Source organism: Chryseobacterium gilvum, from assembly GCF_025628965.1.
GTDB lineage: Bacteria > Bacteroidota > Bacteroidia > Flavobacteriales > Weeksellaceae > Chryseobacterium > Chryseobacterium gilvum.
The window spans coordinates 711,194-733,673 of record NZ_JAOTEN010000002.1 but is presented as its reverse complement, the minus strand read 5'-3'; the positions used below and the strand labels follow the sequence as shown (position 1 = coordinate 733,673).

At 35.1% G+C, this 22,480-nt stretch carries 26 protein-coding genes; 23 read left to right on the top strand and 3 right to left on the bottom strand.

Annotated elements, in window-relative coordinates; genetic code table 11:
- Nucleotides 1-309: 309 nt before the first annotated feature.
- The 3 genes from N0B16_RS10160 to N0B16_RS10150 are packed head-to-tail and all read right to left on the bottom strand — an operon-like array spanning nucleotide 310 to nucleotide 3,531.
- Nucleotides 310-1,356: an acyltransferase family protein gene (locus tag N0B16_RS10160; RefSeq protein ID WP_262990748.1), complete on the bottom strand. Its 1,047-nt coding sequence runs from the start codon at nucleotides 1,354-1,356 to the stop codon at nucleotides 310-312.
- Between the two features lie 37 nt (nucleotides 1,357-1,393).
- Nucleotides 1,394-2,539, bottom strand: coding sequence for an EpsG family protein (locus N0B16_RS10155; protein WP_262990747.1), 1,146 nt, complete (start codon nucleotides 2,537-2,539; stop codon nucleotides 1,394-1,396).
- On the bottom strand, nucleotides 2,536-3,531 hold the full coding sequence (locus tag N0B16_RS10150; RefSeq protein WP_262990746.1) for a hypothetical protein: 996 nt from the start codon (nucleotides 3,529-3,531) through the stop codon (nucleotides 2,536-2,538). The genes N0B16_RS10155 and N0B16_RS10150 overlap by 4 nt, the downstream gene beginning before the upstream one ends.
- Nucleotides 3,532-3,771: 240 nt before the next feature.
- Between N0B16_RS10150 and N0B16_RS10145 the strand changes: the two genes are divergently transcribed.
- The 23 genes from N0B16_RS10145 (at nucleotide 3,772) to lolB2 (ending at nucleotide 22,479) form a co-directional block, all read left to right on the top strand.
- A complete protein-coding gene (locus tag N0B16_RS10145) occupies nucleotides 3,772-7,380 on the top strand; it encodes an MMPL family transporter (RefSeq protein WP_262990745.1) in 3,609 nt (1,202 codons plus the stop codon).
- 34 nt (nucleotides 7,381-7,414) lie between these two features.
- On the top strand, nucleotides 7,415-8,329 hold the full coding sequence (locus tag N0B16_RS10140) for a dialkylrecorsinol condensing enzyme DarA (protein ID WP_262990744.1): 915 nt from the start codon (nucleotides 7,415-7,417) through the stop codon (nucleotides 8,327-8,329).
- Nucleotide 8,330: 1 nt separating this feature from the next.
- Entirely contained in the window at nucleotides 8,331-9,470 is a 1,140-nt protein-coding gene (darB, locus tag N0B16_RS10135; RefSeq protein ID WP_262990743.1) for a dialkylresorcinol biosynthesis protein DarB, read from the top strand.
- Entirely contained in the window at nucleotides 9,470-9,901 is a 432-nt protein-coding gene (locus tag N0B16_RS10130) for a hotdog family protein (RefSeq protein ID WP_262990742.1), read from the top strand. The genes darB and N0B16_RS10130 overlap by 1 nt, the downstream gene beginning before the upstream one ends.
- Nucleotides 9,902-9,905: 4 nt before the next feature.
- Nucleotides 9,906-10,349 (top strand): hotdog family protein, encoded by a 444-nt coding sequence (locus tag N0B16_RS10125; protein ID WP_262990741.1) that lies wholly within the window; start codon nucleotides 9,906-9,908, stop codon nucleotides 10,347-10,349.
- A gap of 103 nt (nucleotides 10,350-10,452) precedes the next feature.
- The gene (locus N0B16_RS10120; RefSeq protein ID WP_262990740.1) at nucleotides 10,453-10,722 is read left to right on the top strand and encodes a hypothetical protein; all 270 of its coding nucleotides are present in this window, start codon (nucleotides 10,453-10,455) and stop codon (nucleotides 10,720-10,722) included.
- Between the two features lie 88 nt (nucleotides 10,723-10,810).
- Nucleotides 10,811-11,224 (top strand): flexirubin biosynthesis protein DarG, encoded by a 414-nt coding sequence (gene DarG, locus N0B16_RS10115; RefSeq protein WP_262990739.1) that lies wholly within the window; start codon nucleotides 10,811-10,813, stop codon nucleotides 11,222-11,224.
- Entirely contained in the window at nucleotides 11,214-12,209 is a 996-nt protein-coding gene (gene darH / locus N0B16_RS10110; protein WP_262990738.1) for a BtrH-related acyltransferase DarH, read from the top strand. Before DarG ends, darH begins: the two co-directional genes overlap by 11 nt.
- A 47-nt stretch (nucleotides 12,210-12,256) precedes the next feature.
- A complete protein-coding gene (locus N0B16_RS10105) occupies nucleotides 12,257-12,466 on the top strand; it encodes a DUF2683 family protein (RefSeq protein WP_262990737.1) in 210 nt (69 codons plus the stop codon).
- Nucleotides 12,448-12,729, top strand: coding sequence for a Txe/YoeB family addiction module toxin (locus tag N0B16_RS10100; protein WP_262990736.1), 282 nt, complete (start codon nucleotides 12,448-12,450; stop codon nucleotides 12,727-12,729). The genes N0B16_RS10105 and N0B16_RS10100 overlap by 19 nt, the downstream gene beginning before the upstream one ends.
- A 45-nt stretch (nucleotides 12,730-12,774) precedes the next feature.
- The gene (locus N0B16_RS10095; RefSeq protein ID WP_262990735.1) at nucleotides 12,775-13,530 is read left to right on the top strand and encodes an ABC transporter ATP-binding protein; all 756 of its coding nucleotides are present in this window, start codon (nucleotides 12,775-12,777) and stop codon (nucleotides 13,528-13,530) included.
- On the top strand, nucleotides 13,520-14,782 hold the full coding sequence (locus tag N0B16_RS10090) for an ABC transporter permease (protein WP_262990733.1): 1,263 nt from the start codon (nucleotides 13,520-13,522) through the stop codon (nucleotides 14,780-14,782). The genes N0B16_RS10095 and N0B16_RS10090 overlap by 11 nt, the downstream gene beginning before the upstream one ends.
- Entirely contained in the window at nucleotides 14,772-15,191 is a 420-nt protein-coding gene (locus N0B16_RS10085) for an acyl-CoA thioesterase (protein ID WP_262990732.1), read from the top strand. The genes N0B16_RS10090 and N0B16_RS10085 overlap by 11 nt, the downstream gene beginning before the upstream one ends.
- Before the next feature lie 59 nt (nucleotides 15,192-15,250).
- Nucleotides 15,251-16,384, top strand: coding sequence for a beta-ketoacyl synthase N-terminal-like domain-containing protein (locus N0B16_RS10080; protein ID WP_262990731.1), 1,134 nt, complete (start codon nucleotides 15,251-15,253; stop codon nucleotides 16,382-16,384).
- Nucleotides 16,385-16,422: 38 nt separating this feature from the next.
- Nucleotides 16,423-16,662, top strand: coding sequence for an addiction module protein (locus N0B16_RS10075; RefSeq protein ID WP_262990730.1), 240 nt, complete (start codon nucleotides 16,423-16,425; stop codon nucleotides 16,660-16,662).
- Complete coding sequence (locus N0B16_RS10070) at nucleotides 16,659-16,943, top strand: type II toxin-antitoxin system RelE/ParE family toxin (RefSeq protein ID WP_262990729.1); 285 nt, start codon at nucleotides 16,659-16,661, stop codon at nucleotides 16,941-16,943. The genes N0B16_RS10075 and N0B16_RS10070 overlap by 4 nt, the downstream gene beginning before the upstream one ends.
- A 17-nt stretch (nucleotides 16,944-16,960) precedes the next feature.
- Nucleotides 16,961-17,500: a 3-oxoacyl-ACP synthase gene (locus N0B16_RS10065; RefSeq protein WP_262990728.1), complete on the top strand. Its 540-nt coding sequence runs from the start codon at nucleotides 16,961-16,963 to the stop codon at nucleotides 17,498-17,500.
- An 88-nt stretch (nucleotides 17,501-17,588) separates the two neighbouring features.
- Complete coding sequence (locus N0B16_RS10060; RefSeq protein ID WP_262990727.1) at nucleotides 17,589-17,846, top strand: phosphopantetheine-binding protein; 258 nt, start codon at nucleotides 17,589-17,591, stop codon at nucleotides 17,844-17,846.
- A 70-nt stretch (nucleotides 17,847-17,916) separates the two neighbouring features.
- Nucleotides 17,917-19,116, top strand: coding sequence for a beta-ketoacyl-[acyl-carrier-protein] synthase family protein (locus N0B16_RS10055; RefSeq protein ID WP_262990726.1), 1,200 nt, complete (start codon nucleotides 17,917-17,919; stop codon nucleotides 19,114-19,116).
- The gene (locus N0B16_RS10050) at nucleotides 19,113-20,174 is read left to right on the top strand and encodes a beta-ketoacyl synthase N-terminal-like domain-containing protein (protein ID WP_262990725.1); all 1,062 of its coding nucleotides are present in this window, start codon (nucleotides 19,113-19,115) and stop codon (nucleotides 20,172-20,174) included. The genes N0B16_RS10055 and N0B16_RS10050 overlap by 4 nt, the downstream gene beginning before the upstream one ends.
- Before the next feature lie 329 nt (nucleotides 20,175-20,503).
- Nucleotides 20,504-21,259, top strand: coding sequence for a polysaccharide deacetylase family protein (locus N0B16_RS10045; protein WP_262990723.1), 756 nt, complete (start codon nucleotides 20,504-20,506; stop codon nucleotides 21,257-21,259).
- Complete coding sequence (gene lolA2 / locus N0B16_RS10040; protein WP_262990721.1) at nucleotides 21,252-21,878, top strand: flexirubin biosynthesis/transport protein LolA2; 627 nt, start codon at nucleotides 21,252-21,254, stop codon at nucleotides 21,876-21,878. The genes N0B16_RS10045 and lolA2 overlap by 8 nt, the downstream gene beginning before the upstream one ends.
- Nucleotides 21,844-22,479, top strand: a complete 636-nt coding sequence (lolB2, locus tag N0B16_RS10035) for a flexirubin biosynthesis protein LolB2 (RefSeq protein ID WP_262990720.1) — start codon at nucleotides 21,844-21,846, stop codon at nucleotides 22,477-22,479. The genes lolA2 and lolB2 overlap by 35 nt, the downstream gene beginning before the upstream one ends.
- The last annotated feature ends 1 nt before the right edge of the window (nucleotide 22,480 follow it).

Here is a 22,480-nt window from a genome sequence, read left to right as displayed (position 1 = left end):
TCGCTAATGCGTAAATAATTATCTTTAAATCACACGTGAGCAAAAATACAATATTCTATCTATAATGCAATATGAATAGAATATATTTTCTTAATATTAAAAAGAATTAAAGAATAGTGATTTGAAATATTGAAGATAATAAAATGAAAAATGTATTTATTATAGAAACTATAAATGACAAAACCTCGATTTTTAACAAAAAAAAACACTCATAAGCACTATTTAAATAAAATTATCAACAGATTGGATAAATAAATGTTTCAAAATCAACATTTAACCGTATTCTAATACCGCATTCAGTAAAGAAAACTAAGATCGGTTTATTTTTTTCTGAATATAGGGCTCAAGATAAGTGGCCACGATGTAGGCAATGGGTATAACGAAAGAAAAAGAAACGATAGGTAGAACCGCATATGGTATTGCAACATATTTGCTGAGTTTTATCATGACCGAAACCATCATATTCTCATGCAATAAATACAAAGGATAACTCAAAAATCCGATGAAAGTAAAGATTCTCATAGAAAAAAATCGTTCTAGCGGCTTCCAGAATAAGGAACCTACAAAAATGAAAATGATGATAAGCAGATAAATATTTCTTACTGCGTCCTGAAGTTTATACATGTAAAACATGGCACAAATAGTAGCAATAAAGAACGCCAGAAGGTATTTTTTCTTACGTTCTTTATAATAAATGTAGATCATCGCTCCTGAAACAAACCACCCGAAATATACAAAATTGCCAATGTAAGCTTTAAAAGGTAACAGGCTTAAAGGCAACAGCTGATGAAACTCTAAAATCTGATAAGCAACGGCAATAATATAGATGATGAATATACCCAAAAGCGCAATATTTCTTTTGAAAAGGTAATATAAAATTCCAAAAATAATATAAAATTTTACTTCTATATACAGTGACCAGAATGAAGATTCTAAAACGGGAAAATCTGTTTTAAATATTTTTTCTAATAACCCTTCATCTACAAATAAAATCCCGGGCAATAAAGATTTTAAATCCGGAATTCCTAAAGGCCTTTCATAAAAAAATCCCGCAGTAGCATAAATAATAATAGAACATATAAGCATACTCGGGAACAGCCTTATCCATCTTTTTTTGATAAATTTGAAAAACCCTGAAGTATTTTCCATTGACATGAGAATCACAAAACCCGAGATCAGAAAAAACAGCTGAACACCCAAATCTCCATACTTTACCAGAATATTGTCCTTATAAAGCATTCCAAAAGGATAGCGTTTGCTCCAGATATAATAGCCGTGGAAAAGGAAAACCAGTAAAATGGCAAATCCGCGAAGACCATCTAAAACTAAAATTCTGTTATTTTTCTCACCAGACATATCAATTGGAATATCAAAGATTAATCATATTTAAATATTAAGGAAGTATGTGGTTTTTATACAGATCGATGGTAAATCTTCCTGCTGTAATATTTTTAAAACTGGAAAAAACAATGAAATAAAAAACGACCAGACTTATAATGAATAGATGGATGCCTCTACGCATTTTTTCAGAGACCGCATACATGGTATTGGGCACGAGCAGATAGCCGAATGCAAAAAACGTCCCTGTCAAACGGGAAGAGAATATCGGGTTATTCCGGAAAATAAAGTAGAAACAAATTCCTATTACCGTATAATTACGATGATATTCGTAATACGGATATTTTTCTCTCATGGCAGAATCAAATACAAATAAAAATGTAGTACATATTGCCATCATCGCTTCCGGAACTCCAAATCCACCGTTTAGCCTTTCAATACCCATCCCTTCATTTACATATCCGTTAAAACCTTCCACCAAAACATTTCCCTGGGCAATATTTCCCAGAAAAGTTCCAAAATAACGATAAACCTCAAAAGGTGACATGAAAATTGAGATTAAAATTAAAATCAACATCCATGCTTTATTTAACGGAATACGGGCTATCCAGTACATCGGGATGAGAAGATAACATACATTATGTATTCCCGCCGCCAGATAAATCCATAAAAGATACATCCAGAGATTTCTCTGTTTGATGTAGCGTATCGCATAATATCCCATAAAACAGCCTAAATTCTGCCGGATCTGTCCGCATTCTCCAATAAAAAATCCCGGAATGAATATAAACAGCAGAAAGGTAAAAGGATAATAGGAATTTTCTTCAACAAATTTTGTTTTAAAAAAAGTAACAAGTGCCGCAACGACAAATGTCAACATATAAAAAGGAGCATTAAAAATATTAAGAAGCAATTTATTAATGAGTACAAAAAGCCATTCCAGCTCCATAGGCTGCTTTCCTTCCATTGATAATGCAGCATAAAAAATACTTACATAATCTTTGGTATCAGAATATGCATAAATGCCTCTGTAACTCCCGTAGTCAGGGCCCACACTGTCCCGGAATCCTGCAATGATGACTAGATATACTGCCAAAACATACAGCGCTTTTCTATTACTTTTCCCAGAATACACCTCCTGAAAGCTAAAAAAAAGCATATACAGAATGGCAATAATATAGTATGGATGCAGTAAACTCATGATGCTGTGCTGATGTTTTTAAATTGATGCGAAGCCACAACAATTCCCGAAAGAATCAACGGAATAAAAAGCCTCGTTTCCCAGAAAAGCCCCACAAATGTAATCATCATCAAATACGGCAAAGAAAAAAACAAATATCTCTTCAGGATCAATTGCCCGTTTTTATTGCAGAGACTAAAAGTAAAATACATTCCGAGTATTCCAAAAAGCAATCCGGCTAAATTAAAAGGGCTGGTAAAATTTTTAACCAGATAAACCCCCTCAAAAAAAGACGCATTCTGTGTAATCATCATTTTAAGGCCAAGATAAGGCAAAATGAAAGACAGAATCAAAAATATAATTTCGCGTATCCCATGGAAATTTTTCTTTTTTATTTCTTCAGGATCAATAAAAACCGCAGCAAAAAAGGCGATATTGAGACACGCTGTTTCCCGCACCAGAGTTGACACAAAGACAACAAGACAAAGCAATATAAAATCTGTGATCTTTCTGTAATGAAAATACCGGAGTGTGAGAAAAACCCCTGTTACATAAAAGAAAACAGCAATACAGTCACAGTTTGTGGGAACATATTGTATAATGACGATAAAAAAAATGGCTACAAGATGTATCACCTTCTGTATATCTGGATGAGAAAGCATTTCTACAGGTCTCAGCTTTAAAATTTTGTTTATAATAATCGATGATAAAATAAAAAAGAACGCATTGATCAAAAAAACACTGTGGTAAAATACCGTTCCGTTTTTAAGAATGAAATTTTTAAAAGAAAAAAGATATTGATCAATGATCATTTCTACCGCATCGGTTACATGGAGCATCAAAAAATTAGGAATCACTCTGTAGGCATATACTGAAGTAAACATAAAATCAGGAGCCTTCTCCATAGACTTTAGCTCTACATAGGATGATTCAAACCCGTAGTAGGAAATAAAAAAAAGCAGAAAAGGGAAAACTATTACGAATAATACTCCGGTTAATTTTTCATCACGCATTTTAAACAGTATCAAGCAGTATTCCTTGTAAAACAAATCCTGAAATTTATTAAATAAAGGAAAACTTTTACAAAAGTAAAGTTTTTTTCATTTTATACGGAATATTTTATTCACATTCGGTAAAATACAGCTATTAAAATTCAAACTCATCCATATATTATCCGAAAGCTTTAAATTTGCACACGTTAGAAGATGCATCATTTTTTTATTTTTTTATATTATCTGATCTCCAGAAACCGAGTGTTTTCCGTAGCAACCGCTATGGCTGTTGTTCTGATATGCCTTTTTTTTGCTTCAAAAATTAATTTTGAAGAAGATATCAATCAGATAATCCCTAAAAACGAAAAGTCTGACCTTACCGCCAAAGTACTCCAACAGCTTAATTTTTCTGATAAAATTATCGTCATTATCGAAAACAAATCTGCAGAAAATGACTTTCAGCTTTCAGAAACCGCCGATGATTTTTTGCACAAAATAGTACCGCTGCAAAAATATATCGGCTCCGTCCAGGGGAAAATCAATGATAACGAAATTTCACAAACCTTTGATTTTGTAAACCAAAACCTTCCTCTGTTCTTAGATGAAAACGATTATCATGAAATCGAAAAAAAGATTAATAAAGACAGTATTGCCAAACAGGTTGAAAGCAATTATGCATCTTTAATTTCGCCCACCAGTTTGGTGACAAAGGAATTCATCAAAAAAGATCCGCTGGGAATTACGTTTTTAGGACTCAAAAAACTGAATGCGCTTAACCTCAGCAAAGATTTTAAGCTGGAAGACAATTATATTGTTACCAAAGATGGCAAAAACCTGCTGCTTTTCATCGATCCGAAGAACAAAAGCAATGACACAAAAAACAATGAGGCCTTCATCAATCAGTTAAACAACATTAAAAATCATCTTAACAGCCGGTATAAAGGAAAAACAGAGATCAGTTATTTCGGGTCACCCGTGATTGCCGTTGCCAATGCGCAACAGATCAAAAAAGACATTCAAAACACGGTGATCATTTCTATGACGGTGCTTCTAATTTTGCTGATGTACTATTTCAGGAATTTTTTTACGCCGATTATTGTTTTTCTTCCCACCGTCTTTTCGGTTTTGCTTGCTTTAATGATTTTATATTTTATTAAAGACAAAATTTCTGCAATTTCACTGAGTGTGGGTGCTATTTTAATAGGAATTACGATAGATTACGCCCTTCATATTCTCACGCATTATAAACACAACAATGATATTGAAGAGCTGTACAAAGAGATTACAGAACCTATCATTTTGAGCAGCGCCACAACCGCCGTTTCGTTTTTATGCCTTGTTTTTGTACGTTCCGAAGCGTTAAAAGATTTGGGGCTTTTTGCGGCAATCACGGTTATTTTATCGTCTGTCACGGCCTTAATCATGGTACCTCAACTGTACAGGCCAAAGGTGAAAAAGCAGCATGTAAACGTGAATTTTATCGACAAAATCGGTTCTTATCCGTACGAGAAAAACAAACCTTTGGTGATTGGATGTTCCATTATTATTATTGCGTGCCTTTTCGGGTTCAGGCATGTTGGTTTTAACGAAAATATCGGCGACCTGAATTATATTCCGAAAGAATTGAAAATCAGTGAGGCTAAGCTTGAAAAATTATCAGACATCACTTCAAAATCTATTTACACCATTTCTTACGGAAATTCTGAACAGGAAGCTTTAACAAGAAATACCCAGCTGAATCAGTTTTTGGAAAAAGAAAAAAAAGAAGGCAAAATTTTAAGCTACAATTCACTGGGAGATGTTGTTTTATCAGAAAAAGATCAACAGAAAAAAATTGAAGCCTGGAATGTGTTCTGGGATAGCCGTAAAAAAAATGAAGTCATTTCAAATTTAAACGATGCCGGAAATCAATATGGCTTCAACAGCTCTGCGTTTGACCGGTTTCATGAAAATTTAAATAAAAATTATTCAACTGTAAGCCTACAAGAATATTCATCCGTAAAGGCCTTGCAGATTTCTGAGTTTTTAAGCAATGAAAAAGGTTTTTATACGGTTTCCAACGTGGTAAAAGTTGATGAGAAGAAAAGAAACACTTTTATCAAAGACGTTGAGAAAAAACATGATGCATTGGCAATTGACCGTCAGCAAATGAATGAAAACTTTTTAGGATTGTTAAAAAGAGATTTTTCAACTTTAATTAATTATTCTCTTCTCGCTATTGTCTTAACGATAATTGTGTTCTTCAGGAATTTTGAATTAACGGTTCTTACCATGTTCCCGATTGTTTTAACAGGAGTAGTCACCGCGGGAATTTTATATTTTTTAGGCCTCGAGCTGAATATTTTCAGTACGGTAGTCTGTACCCTGGTTTTCGGTGTGGGAGATGATTTCAGTATTTTCCTTACCAAAGCAATGCAGAAGGAGCACACAACCGGAAAAAACGAGCTTCCAACCTACAGAACTTCTATTATTTTAGCTGTTTTTACCACCATTTTATCCATCGGATCATTAATTTTTGCAAAACACCCTGCTTTGCATTCTTTGGCTTTGGTCGCCTTGATTGGTATGTTTTCTGTGATTATTATTACCTCGACCTTATACCCGTTCTGGTTCAGGTTATTAATCACCAACCGCGCAAAGAAAGGGCTTTCTCCCATTACGTTCAGATTGTTTATACACTCCATTATCCTTTTTATCTATTACGGTTTGGGAGGGATTGTTTTTTCTGCAATCGGCAGCTTTTTTGTGAAGAATTCAAAAGGGAAAACGTTAAACATTATTAAATTAATTTTAGCTAAATTTTTAACCTCTGTGCTGTACGGAAATCCATTCGTAAAGAAAAAAGTTATCGGAAATCCTCAGGAAGACTTTAGAAAACCGTCTGTCATTATTGCTAATCACACTTCGTTTCTCGATACTTTGGCATTGGCCATGGCAACACACAAAATCGTTTATTTGGTGAATGACTGGGTGTATGATTCTCCGGTTTTCGGAAAGCTGGTAAAAGCTTTAGGGTTTTTCCCGGTTTCTCAAGGCATTGAAAATGGGATGGATAAGCTGAGAGAAAAAATAAACGAGGGCTATTCTCTAATGGTATTTCCGGAAGCCGAGCGTTCGTTTACCAATGACATCAAAAGATTTCACAAAGGCGCGTTTTACCTCGCAGAGCAATTCGGGCTGGATATTGTTCCGGTCTATATTCATGGAAATTCTGAAGTTTTGCCAAAAGGTGATTTTATCATCTATGACGGAAGCATCACAGTAAAAGTAGGTGACAGAATCCTCAAAGACGACGCAAATTTCGGTACTCATTATTCTGAGCGCACCAAGAAAATCAACGCGTATTTCAGAGAAGAATTTTCAAAACTCAGAGATGAGCTCGAAGACGACAATTATTTTAAGAAGAAATTGTTTTTAAGCTTTTTATATAAGGAAAATGAAGTTGTAAAAGCCGTAAAAGAAGATTTTAAAAGAAATAAATCGGTTTATTTATTATTAAATCAGCACATCCCCAAAGATGCTGTAATTTTACATATTGCAGATGATTTTGGGCAAAAAGATGTTTTGCTTACCCTTCAGCAGCCGGGAAGAAAAATCTTCAGCTTTATTGAAAATAAAGAAAAAAGAGAAGTTGCGGAACACAGCTATATTGTGAAGAAAAGAAAAATTACATACCTAGATGAATTATCAGATTGTAAAAAAAATGCAGAGGTGCTTTTAATTTCTGATGAAAATTATCATCTAACTTCTGTTAATCCGTTACCGGAAACTGTTATTTTACTGAATACCAACTTTATATTCGAAAACGCGGAGTATCACTTGTCGTTCAGTTCAGAAGCAATAAAAGTATACAGCAAGCAATTATTATGAAATGCATATTTTTGTAACCCAATAAAGAATAGTAATGCAGAAAAACATACTGGTACTATATTATACACAAACAGGACAGCTGGAAGATATTGTAAAAAATATTGCCAAGCCGTTCGAAGATAAAAAAGACGAATATCTGGTGACGTATTACAACATTCAGCTGAAAGAGGATTTCCCTTTTCCATGGCCAAGTGATGTTTTTTTTAATACCTTTCCGGAATCTTATCTGCAGATTCCGAGTGAGATTATCCCGCCATCAGACGAAATTTTGAATAAGAAATATGATCTGATCCTTTTTGGCTATCAGGTTTGGTATTTAACGCCTTCCATTCCTATTATTTCGTTTTTAAAAAGCAGCTATGCAGAACCTTTACTGAAAGACACTCCGGTTATCACCATTTCCGGAACCCGGAATATGTGGATGCTTTCCCAGGAGAAATTAAAAGTATATTTGAAAAATCTGAATGCCAAACTGGTCGGCAATATTGCTTTGGTAGACCGCCATGACAATTACACCAGTGTTCTTACCATTCTTCGCTGGCTTACAACCGGGCAAAAAGAAAAATCCGGGATGCTTCCTGCAGCGGGAATTTCAGATGAAGAAATCTCAGGATCGGTGAAATATGGCAAAATCATAGAAAATCACTTTAATAACAATGACCTCAAAAATCTACAGCCAGATTTAGTGAAAAACGGAGCTGTAGAAATCAGGCCTTTTCTGGTACGGGTAGAAAAAGTAGGCAATAAAATCTTCACCGTCTGGTCAAACCTTATTATCAAGAAAAAAGAAAAACGCCCTTTGCTGATCAAATTCTTTAAAGTATATTTGATGGCTGCAATCTGGATTATTTCACCCATTGTATTGGTACTACACCTGCTTACAACCCCAATATTCTGGTTTAAAAGGCAAAAACAAAAACATTATTTACAAGGAATTAATTTAAAATAGAATGTACGACGTATTCATAACAAAAGCTTCAACCTATTTACCAAATGAGCCCGTTTCTAATGATGAGATGGAGAGCTATCTTGGTTTGGTAAACAATACCCCTTCTAAAGCCAGAGCATTAATTCTCAGGAATAATAAGATTACCACAAGATATTACGCTTTAGATAAAAACGGAAAACCAACCCATACCAATGCTCAGATTACGGCAAAGGCAATCGAAGGGCTTTTTGATGAACATTTCAAAAAAGAAGATATGGAATTGCTGTCTTGCGGAACGACTTCTGCAGATCAGATTCAGCCTTCTCACGCTTCAATGGTACATGGCGAGCTAAACATCGGTAAATCTGTAGAGATTAATACTTCTACAGGATTATGCAACTCCGGAATGAATGCCCTGAACTATGGCTTTTTAAATATCAAAGCAGGAATAAAAGACAACGCAGTCTGTGTAGGTTCTGAAAGGATGTCTGCATGGATGACCGCTGATAAATTCAACCATGAAGCGGAAAATCTGAAACAGCTTGAAGAAAGACCCATCGTAGCTTTCAAAAGAGAATTCCTGAGATGGATGCTTTCTGACGGAGCAGGTGCTTTTTTACTGGAAAACAAACCCAGAGAAAACGAAACTTCTTTAAAAATAGAATTCATAGATTTTTATTCTTACGCACATCAGATTGAAGCATGCATGTATTCTGGGTGCGAAAAACAGGAAGACGGAAGTTTAAAATCATGGGCAGAATATCCCGCAGAGGAATGGCTGAACCAGTCTATTTTTGCACTAAAACAAGACACCAAACTTCTTGATGAGTATATTCTGGTAAAAGGAGCAGAAAGCTTAAGATCATCATTTGACAAGCATAACCTGGATCCGGATTCTATTGATCATGTTTTGGCACATATTTCATCGGGTTATTTTAAAGAAGGCTTAAAAAACGAATTTGCCAATGTAGGGCTTGATTTCCCTTGGGAAAAATGGTTTTATAATCTTTCTGAAGTAGGAAACATCGGTGCAGGTTCAATCTTTATTGCTGTTGAGCAGCTGATGAATTCCGGAAGGCTGAAAAAAGGTGAAAAAGTTCTTCTCTGCATCCCGGAAAGCGGAAGATTTGCATATTCCTGTGCCTTATTAACAGTTTGCTAATGAGTGCCGCATTACCGATCTCGGACAAAAAATTTGTAGAAAACCTCATTCCGCAGAAATTTCCTTTTGTAATGGTGAGTGAGCTTTCAGAATATTCTGAAACTCATTTGGTTTCAGGTTTTACCATTCAGGAAAATAATATTTTTGTAAGCAACGGAGCTTTTCAGGCCTCCGGTTTAATTGAGCATCAGGCGCAAAGTGTAGCTTTACATACCGGTTATAAATTTTATCTTTTAGGGAAAGAAGCTCCTACCGGTTATATTGGTGCTATTAAATCTTTTGAAGCAGAATATCTGCCAAAAGTCGGAGACCGGCTGAAAACGGAAGCAACAATTCTTAATGAAATGATGGGAGTCACTTTAGTTGATGTCGTTACTACAAGTAATGATACCATTATCGCAAAATCCCAGATGAAAACCGTCGTAAAATAATTTAATGGAATTAAAGGAAGACCATATTATCAACATCCACAACTTTTTGCCGCATCGTGAACCCATGTTGATGGCAGATTATATCCTGGAGCTGACCAAAGAAAAAGTGGTGACTTCCTTTGAAATTCTGAAAGATAATGTTTTTGTTCATAACAATAAATTTGCAGAAGCCGGTCTCATTGAAAATCTGGCACAGACCTGCTCGTCAATTCTCGGGCAAAGTTTTTTTGAAAATCCGGAAGCTGACACAAAAGTGATTGGTTTTATTACCAATATCAAAAAAATTGAAGTTTTTTCTTTACCTGTAGTTGGCGACAAAATTATATCAAAAGCATCGCTGATCTCTCAGTATGAAAATATCTGTCATATCTTTTGTGAAACTTTTAATAAAGATGAATTGTTGATACGCGGAGAAATCAACCTGTTTATTCAGGAAGTAAAATCCTAGAAAATCATTTTACAGTATAAAAAAGCCGGCTTTAACGCCGGCTTTTTAATTCAAGTTTATTTTACTAATCTTTATTTCAATATATTTGAAAAAAATAAAAAGTATGAGCGTGAAAGTAAGGTTTTACTCGTATGATGTTGAATTTGATTTTGAAAACTCAGTAGAGTTTCCGGTCGCTCCACAAGTTGGAGATGAGGTGAATCTGATCTCATTTTTCAAATACCGTACATTAGAAAGATTAGAATACGTAAATAGTATGGAAGATCTTCATCTGTACGAAAATGCTCTGGTTACCGAACGTACCTGGTGTAATGACCTTGAAAAACAGGAAATCTATCTGCTGATCCAGCTTAAATATAAAAGAAGAAAATAAGTAAGGATCATGATCGGGATATTCTCCATTCTTCATTGTCCTGTATTTTCTGTATTTTAGCAGTCAATTTAAAATCTAAAATATTTAGATGAAAAAGCAAGACCTTCCACAAGACGAAAGCAACCTCAAATCAGCAAATATGACTGAGGTTTTGTATGTTACAGACGATAACAACAATTATACAACCGCAAACAGCATCGGTTGGGAAGCGAAAAAAGCTGCTTTGGAAGAATCTTTAGCACTGATTAATGAAAGAATAGAAGAAGCAAAACAAAATGTTGCAAACCATAGAGTAAGCCCAATTATGTACTTTATGGAACTGAATAAAATGGATATAAGTGTGCTTTCTGCCTATGTAGGAATGTGGCAATGGAGAGTCAAAAGACATACAAAACCTGCTGTTTTTAAAAAACTCAGCGATTCTACTTTAAAAAAATATGCCGATACTTTCGGAATTTCAGTAGATGAATTAAAAAATTTCGACGGTAATAATGGAACTTAATTTTGAACATCATCAGACAGCCCATTGCGAAAATGGAGTCGCTTCTAATCTATTGCTTAACAAAGGATTAAAACTCAGCGAACCCATGATTTTCGGGATTGGTTCGGGATTATTTTTCGTGTATTTGCCTTTCTTAAAAGTTAATTTTGCGCCGGGTTTCAGTTACAGACCAATGCCCGGAGCTATATTCAGCAAAGCCGCAAAAAGATTAGGCATAAAAATTAAAAGACAAAAATTTTCCAATCCTCAGGAAGCGCAAAAAGCTTTAGAGAAAAATTTAGAGCAAAACATCCCGACAGGCTTACAGGTAGGCGTTTTTAACCTTACCTATTTTCCCGAAGAATATAAATTCCATTTCAACGCGCACAATCTTGTAGTTTACGGAAAAGAAGACGGAAAATTTCTCATCAGCGATCCTGTGATGGATTTTGCCACAACTTTAACCGAAGCCGAGCTGGAAAAAGTACGTTATGCAAAAGGCGCGCTTGCTCCGAAAGGCCACATGTATTTTCCCACCTACATTCCCGAAAATGTAAATCTTGAAGAAGCCATTAAAAAAGGAATCAAAGACACCTGCAAAAATATGCTCGCTCCCGTTCCGATTATCGGGGTAAAAGCAATGCGGTGGGTCGCAAAAAGCATCCCGAAATGGGCGGAGAAAAAGGGCACGAAAGTAACGAATCATTATCTCGGGCAACTGATCAGAATGCAGGAAGAGATCGGAACCGGCGGTGGCGGATTCCGGTTTATCTATGGCGCTTTTTTACAGGAGGCCGCTGCGATTCTTAAAAATGACGAGTTGAAAGAATTATCTAAAGAAATTACCGCAATCGGCGACCTCTGGAGAGATTTTGCCGTGGATATTGCAAGAGTTTACAAAAACAGAAATTCAAAAAGCGACATTTACAATCAGCTTTCAAAATCCATGCTTCATATTGCAGATTTAGAGGAAGCTTTTTATAAAAAACTGAGAAAAGCCATTTAACCGACAGTGGATTAATTTATCTAAATTTGTACTAAATACAATGACTTATGACAACATTTAGTTTTAAAATAGACCCTCGAGAGAGTAAAAAAATAAAAACCATTCTAAAAGCTTTGGGAGTAACTGAATTAAAAATTAAAGAAGAGGAGGTACCTTCCAAAAAATTTATAGAGAAAGTTAATCGTGCAAGAACAGCTTATAAAAAAGGCGACACCGTTCCTGTAAATACTGAAAATATATGGGACGGTATCAAATAGTCCGAACAAAAGAAGCTGAAAAAGATCTGGCAAAAATTCTAAAATCAGGTAATAAATCTGACATTCGAAAAGTAGAAATTTTCTTCAAAGAAATTAAAGAAAATCCAAGAACTGGTACCGGAATACCGGAACAGTTGAAATACTTTGAAAACGAAGTCTGGAGCAGAAGGATAAATAAAAAAGACAGATTTGTTTATGAAATTTATGAAGAAGACAAAAACGTTGTTGTAGTAAGTTCTTTGGGACATTACAACGATGAATAATACTTCTTTAATTAATATTCATTAATAAATCTTCAAAAATAAACAATGTCAAATTTTATCATTGAAATAAAAAACCTCTACAAGAAATACAAAAACTCGGAAGACTTTTCGGTCAATGATATTTCTTTGAATATTGATAAAAACGAAATCTACGGAATTCTCGGCCCGAACGGAGCGGGAAAAACGACGTTGATTTCGATGCTTTCTGGCTTAATAAAACCTACATCAGGAAGTTTTACCATCAACGGTTTGTCGCCTAAAAAAGACAATTCGAAAATCAAACAAATCATCGGAGTTGTTCCTCAGGAATATGCACTCTACCCCACTTTGACCGCGAAAGAAAATCTTTTGTTCTTCGGAAGCCTGTACGGTTTAAAACATAAAAATCTTCACAAAGAAATTGATGAAGCATTAGAATTAATGGGTTTAACAAAATTTGCCCATAAAAAAGTTGATCAGTTTTCAGGCGGAATGAAACGCCGTTGCAACCTGATTGCAGGAACACTCCACCATCCGAAAGTTTTGTTTCTGGACGAACCTACTGTTGGCGTTGACGTTCAATCGAAAAAAGCCATCATCGATTATCTTTTAGATTTAAATAAAAAAGGGACGTGTATTATTTACACTTCGCACCACCTATCGGAAGCGGAAGAATTCTGTACAAAAATCGCCATCATCGACCATGGAAAAATCCATGCAACGGGAACTCCGCAGGAATTGGTGGAAAGAGTTGCCCATGCTGAAAACTTGGAGGACGTTTTCATTTCATTAACCGGAAAAGAATTGAGAGATGTTGTATAAATTGTGGAGAAGCTTTATCAAAGAAATTCAGTTGCTGAAAAGGGATTCGGGCGGAATCGTCATTATTTTCCTGATGCCGTTGTTGTTGATTATTACCATTACTTTAATTCAGGATTCAACATTCAAAAATCTGGAAGGCTCAAAAATTCCGATTATTTTTATTGACAAGGACCATTCTGAAGTTTCCAAAGTCATCAAAAAAGAACTGGAAACCAGCAAAACATTTGAACTGATTACCGACTATAATGAAAAAACGGCTGAAAAAGCGGTTTTCAAAGGAGATTATCAGATGGCCATCGTGATTCCGGAAAATTTAACGAAAGACCTCAATTCAAATATTGATTCTAAAGTTCAGACGGTTGTGAGTTCATTTGGCCTGGAAAACGATTCTACTGCGACAAAAGTTGTGGCTTCAAAAACGAAAGACATTCATTTGTATTTTGATCCTGCAACCAATGCAGGTTTCAAAAATTCTGTGATGGATGCCATTAATAAAATGGTTTTTGAAATCGAGAATAAAAAAATATACAAAGCTTTCCAGGACCAGCTCGGAACAACGGAAGATCTTGAAAATAAAAGCTTAATAACCTTTAAAGAAATCACGCCCAACAAGAGTAAAAAGGAAGTAATGCCGAATTCCGTGCAGCACAACGTTCCGGCTTGGGCATTATTTGCAATTTTCTTTATTGTGGTTCCACTTTCCATTAATTTAGTGAAAGAAAAAAGCCAGGGAACGAGCGTGAGAGTTCGCGTAAGCCCTACACCGTATTATATTCATATTTTAGGAAAAACGTTTACCTATCTTATCATCTGCGTCATCCAGTTTTTGCTGATGGTTGCAGTAGGAGTCTGGCTTTTCCCTTTGATGGATCTGCCTCAGTTTGAGGTTTCAGGAAAAATGTTCCATCTTCTGATTGTCACTTTATTTGCAGGATTGGCAGCCATTGGATTTGGCGTCTTAATCGGAACGGTTTCGGATACGCAGGAACAGTCGGCGCCGTTTGGAGCGACTTCCGTTGTCGTTTTGGCAGCGATTGGCGGAATCTGGGTCCCGGTTTTCCTAATGCCGGAATTTATGCAGAAGATTGCACAGTTTTCCCCGATGAACTGGGGTTTAAATGCGTACTATGACATTATTTTAAGAAATAGCGGCGTTGGCGAAATTGCCAAAGAACTGATATTCTTATTTTTATTTTATATTGCGATGGTAATCATCTCTTTACTTTACGAAAGAAAACAGAATGCAGTCTAAAAATTTAACTTGTACCGAAGAAGTACGCGTACGATTCAATGAAACAGACCCACTGGGAATTGTATGGCACGGTCACTACATTGTGTATTTTGAAGACGGGAGAGAAGCTTTCGGAAGACAGCATGGCTTGACCTACCTCGACATTCAAAAAGAAGGATTTGTAACTCCAATTGTGAAAAGTACGTGTGAACATTTTCTTCCTTTGAAATATGGCGAAACTTTTAATATTGTAACCACTTTTGTGAATTCTGTTTCGGCAAAACTCATTTATCAATACGAGATTTTCAATCAGCAAAATCAGTTGGTTTGCAGTGGTGAAACCATTCAGGTCTTTCTGGATTCTGAGAATAATCTATGCTTGTACAATCCCGAGTTTTTTCAAGCCTGGAAAGATAAAATGGGATTATAATTGCCTTCAGCAATTGGCTTTTGCTTTTTTAAATATGAATCAAAAATTACAGTAATTAGATGAATAAGGAAATTTACATCACAGATTACCACTGCGTCACGCCTTTGGGTTTTGATACGGAATCAAACTGGAAAGCACTTCTGGAAGGAAAATCCGGCGTAGCTTTGCATGAAGTCATTGCGCATCACGCAGCTTTTTTTGTTTCTAAAATTGATTCTGAAAAATTAGATATAGAATTTAAAAATAACTTCGACAATCAGAATTTTACCAGACTGGAAAAAATGTTTTTGCTGAGTTTAAAACCTTTGGTAGAAAGACATCAGATTTCAGATGACACCGGCTTTATTCTTTCCACAACTAAAGGAAATATCAGTGTATTAAAAAATAAAACTGCTTTACCGGAAGGCGTTTATCTTTCAAATTTGGCTCAAAAACTGGCTGATTTTTTTGGATTTAAAACCAAACCGATTGTGATCTCAAATGCCTGTGTTTCCGGAGTGATGGCCATTTCTGTGGCAAAAAATATGATTCAGGCTGGGAAATACAAAGATGCGTTCGTCGTTGCCGGTGATGAGATTTCTGAATTTGTGGTTTCAGGATTCAATTCCTTTCAGGCAATTGGAAGCAAACCTTGTAAACCGTATGACAAAGACCGAAACGGAATTAACTTGGGTGAAGCGACCGCAGCAGCTTACATCACTTCTGATTCATCAGAAAACGATAAATTCAGGTTTATAATTTTAGGCGATTCAGCAATTAACGATGCCAATCACATTTCCGGCCCATCAAGAACCGGTGACGGATTATTTGCCAGTATTCAAAATGCGATGAAAGAAGCGAAAGTTTCCGAAGAACAAATCGATTTTATTTCTGCGCACGGAACGGCAACGGTTTACAACGATGAAATGGAAGCCATCGCATTCAACCGAATGGGTTTACAAAATGTTCCGCTCAACAGCATGAAAGGCTATTATGGACATTGTCTGGGAGCTTCAGGACTTTTGGAAAGCATTATCTCCATGGAATCTGCGTTGAATAATACCCTGATTCCCTCTAAAAATTTTGAAGAAACAGGCATTTCTCAAGATTTAAATATTATAAAAGAAAATCAATCGGCAGAAATCAGATATATTCTGAAAACAGCTTCGGGTTTTGGTGGGTGTAATGCAGCGATTGTTTTGGAAAAAGTATAAAAATAATTGTAATTTTGATAGAATTAAAGTTTTAAGAAATGGAATCTCACTTGGAAATCAGAAAAAGAATTCACGAGTTCATTGACATTGCAGATGAAAGAATCTTACGCATTATCAATGGAATTATAAATGCTGAAGAGCAGGAAGATGATTATCCAACAATTCCTGATTGGCATTACGATGAAATAAACGAAAGACGAGAAAAATACTTAAGCGGAGAAAGTAAATCTTATACTTGGGAGGAAGTTAAAGAGAAAGCAAAATCTGCTTTGAAATGACTTATGAAGTAATCTTACAAGAAGAAGCAAGTCTTGAAATTTTGGAAGCATACATATATTATGAAGATGCACAAAAAGGTTTGGGAGAAAGATTTATGAAACATTTGGAAAAGTATTTACGTAGAATTCAAAACAATCCGAAACATTTTCAGCTTAAAAAAAATTATAGAGAAGCTTTTATTCAAAAGTTTCCATACCTCATCGTTTTTGACATTATTGATTACAAAATTATTGTACTCTCTGTTTTCAATACTCATCAAAACCCAACAAAAAAACCTTAAGCTTTTTGAAAATATCAATGAAGAAAACAGCTATTTCCATCATAGAAAACTCAAAAATCGTTCTTAACGAACAAATTATTTTTGAAAGCCCAACAGAAAATTTCTCAGATTTTGCGAAAGAAGCCTATAAAGGTTTAGAACTGAACTATCCTAAATTTCATAAAATGGATAATCTGAGCAAACTGGCATTTCTTGCTTCTGAAATAATTCTGAAAAACAATGATCACAGCAAAACTGCTCTGGTTTTTGCCAATAAATCATCAAGTCTGGATACCGATTTTAAATATCAGGAAAGCATCAATTCTCAGGAAAATTATTTTCCCAGCCCGGGCGTTTTTGTGTACACGTTACCGAATATCTGTGTCGGCGAAATCAGTATTAAACATAAAATGCAGACTGAAAATGCTTTTTTTGTTCTGGATGAATTTGATGAAGAATTTTTAAATTCGTATGCATTGCAGATCCTTCAAACCGGAAAAGCTGAAAAAGTCTTGTGCGGCTGGGTAGAACTCTATCAGGAAAGTTATAAAGCTTTTGTATATTTGCTGACTAAGTAATTTAACAATATAATATTATAACAGTGTAACGATAATGTTCAGTCCTATTGGTAAACTGATACATTGATACATTGGTAAATTTAAAAATATGGAAGATTTAAAATTAGAATTAAAAAACAAAATCATAGAAGTCCTTAATCTGGAAGACGTAGCGGTAGAAGAGATTAAAGACACTGACCCATTATTCGGTGGCGGTTTAGGATTGGATTCTATTGACGCACTGGAACTGATCGTACTTATGGATAAAGATTACGGCATCAAATTAGCCGATCCCAAAAAAGGGAAAGACATCTTTGAATCCATTGAAACAATGGCAGCATATATCCAGGAAAACAGAACAAAATAATTCAATCTAACGGTGTAACAATCTGGCTTATTACACCATTAAATTGATATATTGTTATATTATTTAAAAGATGAACCAAAAAATTGCCATTACAGGGATGGGTATTATTTCCTCCATTGGTAACAATGTTGAGGAAAATTTTATTTCGCTGACGAGCGACAGACATGGCATTTCAGATATAGAATTGTTTGAAACCCGTCATGCAGGAACTCTCAAAACAGGTGAGATAAAATGGTCTAATAACGATCTTATACAAAAGCTTCAGCTAAGTGATGATAATAATGTGACTAGAACGACTTTATTAGGCATGATTGCCGCAAAAGAAGCGGTAGAAAGTGCCGGAATTTCGGATATCAATGAATATAAGACCGGGCTCATTTCCTCTACAAGCGTAGCCGGAATGGATGTTACCGAAAAATATTTCTACACCTACGAAGATTTTCCTGAAAAGCAAAAATATATCGACGCGCACGATGCCGGAAATTCATCGTTGGCAATCGCCAATCTTCTTGGGCTCAAAGGGATGGTTTCTACCATCAGTACCGCCTGTTCGTCTGCTGCAAATGCCATTATGATGGGTGCAAAACTGATCAGAAACGGCGTTTTGGACCGTGTTATCGTCGGCGGAACAGATTCGCTTTCAAAATTTACGCTCAACGGATTTAATACATTGATGATTTTGACCGATTCTTACAATACTCCTTTCGACAATGACAGAAAAGGGCTTAATTTGGGAGAAGCAGCCGCTTTTATCGTTTTAGAGTCTGATAAAGTGGTAAAAAAAGAAAACAAAAAGGTACTCGCTTATCTTTCCGGGTATGGAAATGCGAATGATGCCCATCATCAAACTGCTTCCTCCGAAAACGGACAAGGTGCTTATTTAGCCATGGAAAAAGCTTTGAAAACATCCGGCTTACAAAAAGAAAACATCGATTACATCAATGTGCACGGAACGGCAACCCCAAATAATGACCTGTCGGAAGGCATTGCAATGATCAGAATTTTCGGCGAAAATCAGGTTCCGGAATTCAGTTCTACGAAAGCATTTACGGGTCACACTTTGGCTGCAGCGGCTGGAATTGAAGCGGTCTACTCTATTTTAGCCATGCAGCATAATGTTATTTTTCCAAACCTGAATTTTAAAACCAAAATGGAAGAGTTTGATTTAACACCGGTTACTGAACTGAAAGAAAAAGAGATCAATCATGTGCTTTCTAACTCGTTTGGGTTTGGAGGAAACTGTTCAACCTTAATTTTCTCAAAATCATGAGTACAGTGTATATCAACAGCGCCGCCTGTATTTCAGCTCAGGATACTTTAAATGAAAATTTTACTGAAAATTTCAAACCTGAACAATCAGTTCAGATTGTCAATACGATAGAACCCAACTATAAAGAATTTATTCCGCCTGCGATGATCAGGAGAATGTCTAAAACGGTAAAAATGAGCTCGGTGGCTTCGCATTTTGCATTAAAAGAAGCAGGAGTCGAAAAACCGGACGCCATTATTGTAGGAACCGGAATGGGGTGTTCGCAGGATTCTGAAAAGTTTCTGAAAAATGTCATAGACAATCATGAAGAATTTCTGACGCCTACATTTTTTATACAATCTACCCATAACACGGTTTCCGGGCAGATCGCTCTGGGATTGCAATGCCATGGTTATAATTTTACGTATGTCAATACTTCTTCATCTCTAGAATTTTCGATGTTGGATGCGAAGCTTCAGATTAATGACGGCGAAGCATCAACCGTTTTGGTAGGCTCCACAGATGAACAAACTCAACGTACGATGGAACTTTATCAATTGAATAATTCCATCAAAAAAAAAGAAAATCTTCCGGTTGATTTCCTGCATTCAAAATCTGACGGTGTAATCTGGGGTGAAGGTTCCAGTTTTTTTGTTCTGGGGAAAGATAAAACAGCAAGTTCTTACGCGCAATTAAAAGATATTCAAATTATTAATACGCTAGAATTAAGCGAGACGCAACAATTCATTGAAGAATTTTTACATAAAAATAATGTAAAAAAAGAAAATGTGGATGCCGTCATTTTAGGATTCAGCGGAGATGCAAAATCTGATATATATTATAAAAAAGCGATGGACTCACTTGAAAATTGTGCGTTGCTCTACTATAAACATTTAAGTGGCGAATTTAATACCGCCAGTGGTTTTTCTACTTTTATGGCGTGTTATATCCTTAAGAATCAGAGAATTCCGGAGGTAATGATGATTAACCAAGTAAAAAAATCAACTATTAAAAATGTTCTTTTGTATAATCATCTTAAAGGGGAAGATCATAGTTTGGTTTTACTAGAAAAAGTTTAGGCACACTTTGATTAAAAAGAATAATTTAAAATAATATTGTTATAGTGGAAAAAGTAAGCAAAATTCATTTTACAATAATTTTAGTCTTAAATCTGGTTTTAGTTTTAAAAATGATAAGTATTGCTTGGGAAGGAAATGACAAAGCATTGCTAATTATTATTCTGGGGCATTTAACGTTAACTATTTTGAATTCTACACTATGGCTAATTTTAAAATTTTTAAAATTGCAAGAATACTTCATCTATAAAGTTAATACAATTGGACTGCTTTTATTATTTATTCCAGCAATTATTATCTCAAGTTTGTATTCATAATTAGAACTAAATCAAATGAAACATTATCCTTTTATTATCTTTTATCTTTTCTGCAATGTTTTTATCGCTGCATTTCAGGCAAGCTTTTGGGTACATTTGGTTGGTTTTATGGCTTTTTGTGCTGTTGTCGTTTGGGGCTCTTTTGATATTCAATTGGGATATTTCGTCAATAGTTTAACGCATAAAAGAACAAGAATTAAAGAAGTTGCACTTACTTTTGATGACGGGCCTACAGAATTTACCCTTAAATTTTTAGATCTGTTAAAAGAAAAAAATATCAAAGCCACCTTTTTCTGTATCGGGAAACAGGTTGAAAAATATCCCGAAACTTTCCGGAGAATCATTTCAGAAGGTCACAGCATTGGAAATCACACCTATTCTCATGCTAACAATACCGGTTTTTTACCGGTCCCAAAAATGGTTGAGGAAATTGAAAAATGCGATGATGTGATGGTAAAAATCGGAAATATTAAAACTGATTTGTATCGCCCTCCTTTTGGAGTGACCAATCCGAATATTGCGAAAGCAATTAAAAAAAACCACAAAAAAAGCATCGGCTGGAATGTGCGTTCACTGGATACAGTGATTAACGACCGGAAAAAAATAGTCAAAAGAATCACCGGAAATATCAAAAAAGGCAGTGTGATTCTGCTTCACGACACTTCAGAAAAGACATACAGTGTTTTGACAGATTTATTGCTATTTTTGGAACAGGAAAAATATACTACTTTCACCATTGAATCTATGATTAAATCAAAAAATAATGATTAAAAATATCGTTTTTGGAGCTTTTATACTAATGGCCAATTGTTTTTTTGCACAAAACACAGCCATGAGCTCTGCAGAGGCAAAAACTTTTGTAACCAGAATTTCTTCTGAAACGAAGGAAATAAAAACACTGCAGAGTGATTTTATTCAGACTAAAAAAATGGATTTTCTGGATAAAAATATCGTTACGCAGGGAAAAATGTCTCTGAAATCTCCCAACGTATTAAGCTGGAAATATCTGAAACCTTATCAATACAGCATTATTTTCAAAGACAATAAAATTTTTATCAATGATCAGGGAAAAAAAACTTCTGTGGATGCTAAAAGTAAAACTTTTGAAAAAATCAATAAATTAATTGTTGGAAGCTCCAATGGGAAAATGTTCAATGATCCGGAATTTTCTGTAATTTACATGAAAAATGCCAATTACAATATTGCAAAATTTACCCCGAAATCTGCGCAGCTGCTGAAATACATTAAACAGATCGAACTTCATTTTCCTAAAAATCAGTCGACGGTTTCGCAGGTAAACATGACCGAAGCTTCGGGTGACACAACCAATATTGTTTTTAAAAACACCAAGATCAATGCGCCGATTCCTGCTTCAGAGTTTTCTTTATAGTGGCCTTTTTTTTCTGTTGATTTCTTGTAAAACGTATCAATTTGAAAATGCAAGACCGGTTTCGAATTCTAAAGATTTTGTTGAAAATCTATATTTTTCTTCCCATGAAGATTATGTCTATAAATGTCAGATGGATATTTATAAAAACCATGTCAGCGGAATTCTGATCATTAAAAAAATAAACGAAACCACACACCGTGTCGTGCTCACGTCTGATTTTGGAAATAAAATGATCGATTTTGAAATTTCTGAAAATAGTTTTAAACTCAATTATGTTCTGGCAGATTTAGACAAAAAAATGGTCATCAATTTCCTGAAAAATGATTTTCAGGAATTATTAAGGCAGAAATATCCTGTTGTACAAGCTTTTGACAATGATCTTTCTACCCTATATGATTCGAAAATAGGCAAGAATAACTATTATTTGTCTTTTAATAAAGAGACCTCATTACTTACTCAAATTGTATTGACACGGAATAAAAAGGAAAAAATCAATTTTAATTTTGAAGTTAAAAAACCTACTTTTGCAGAGATAATATATCTTGAACATAAAGATTTCAGGATCAATATCAAACTATTTCAAATTACTGAAACTGAATAAA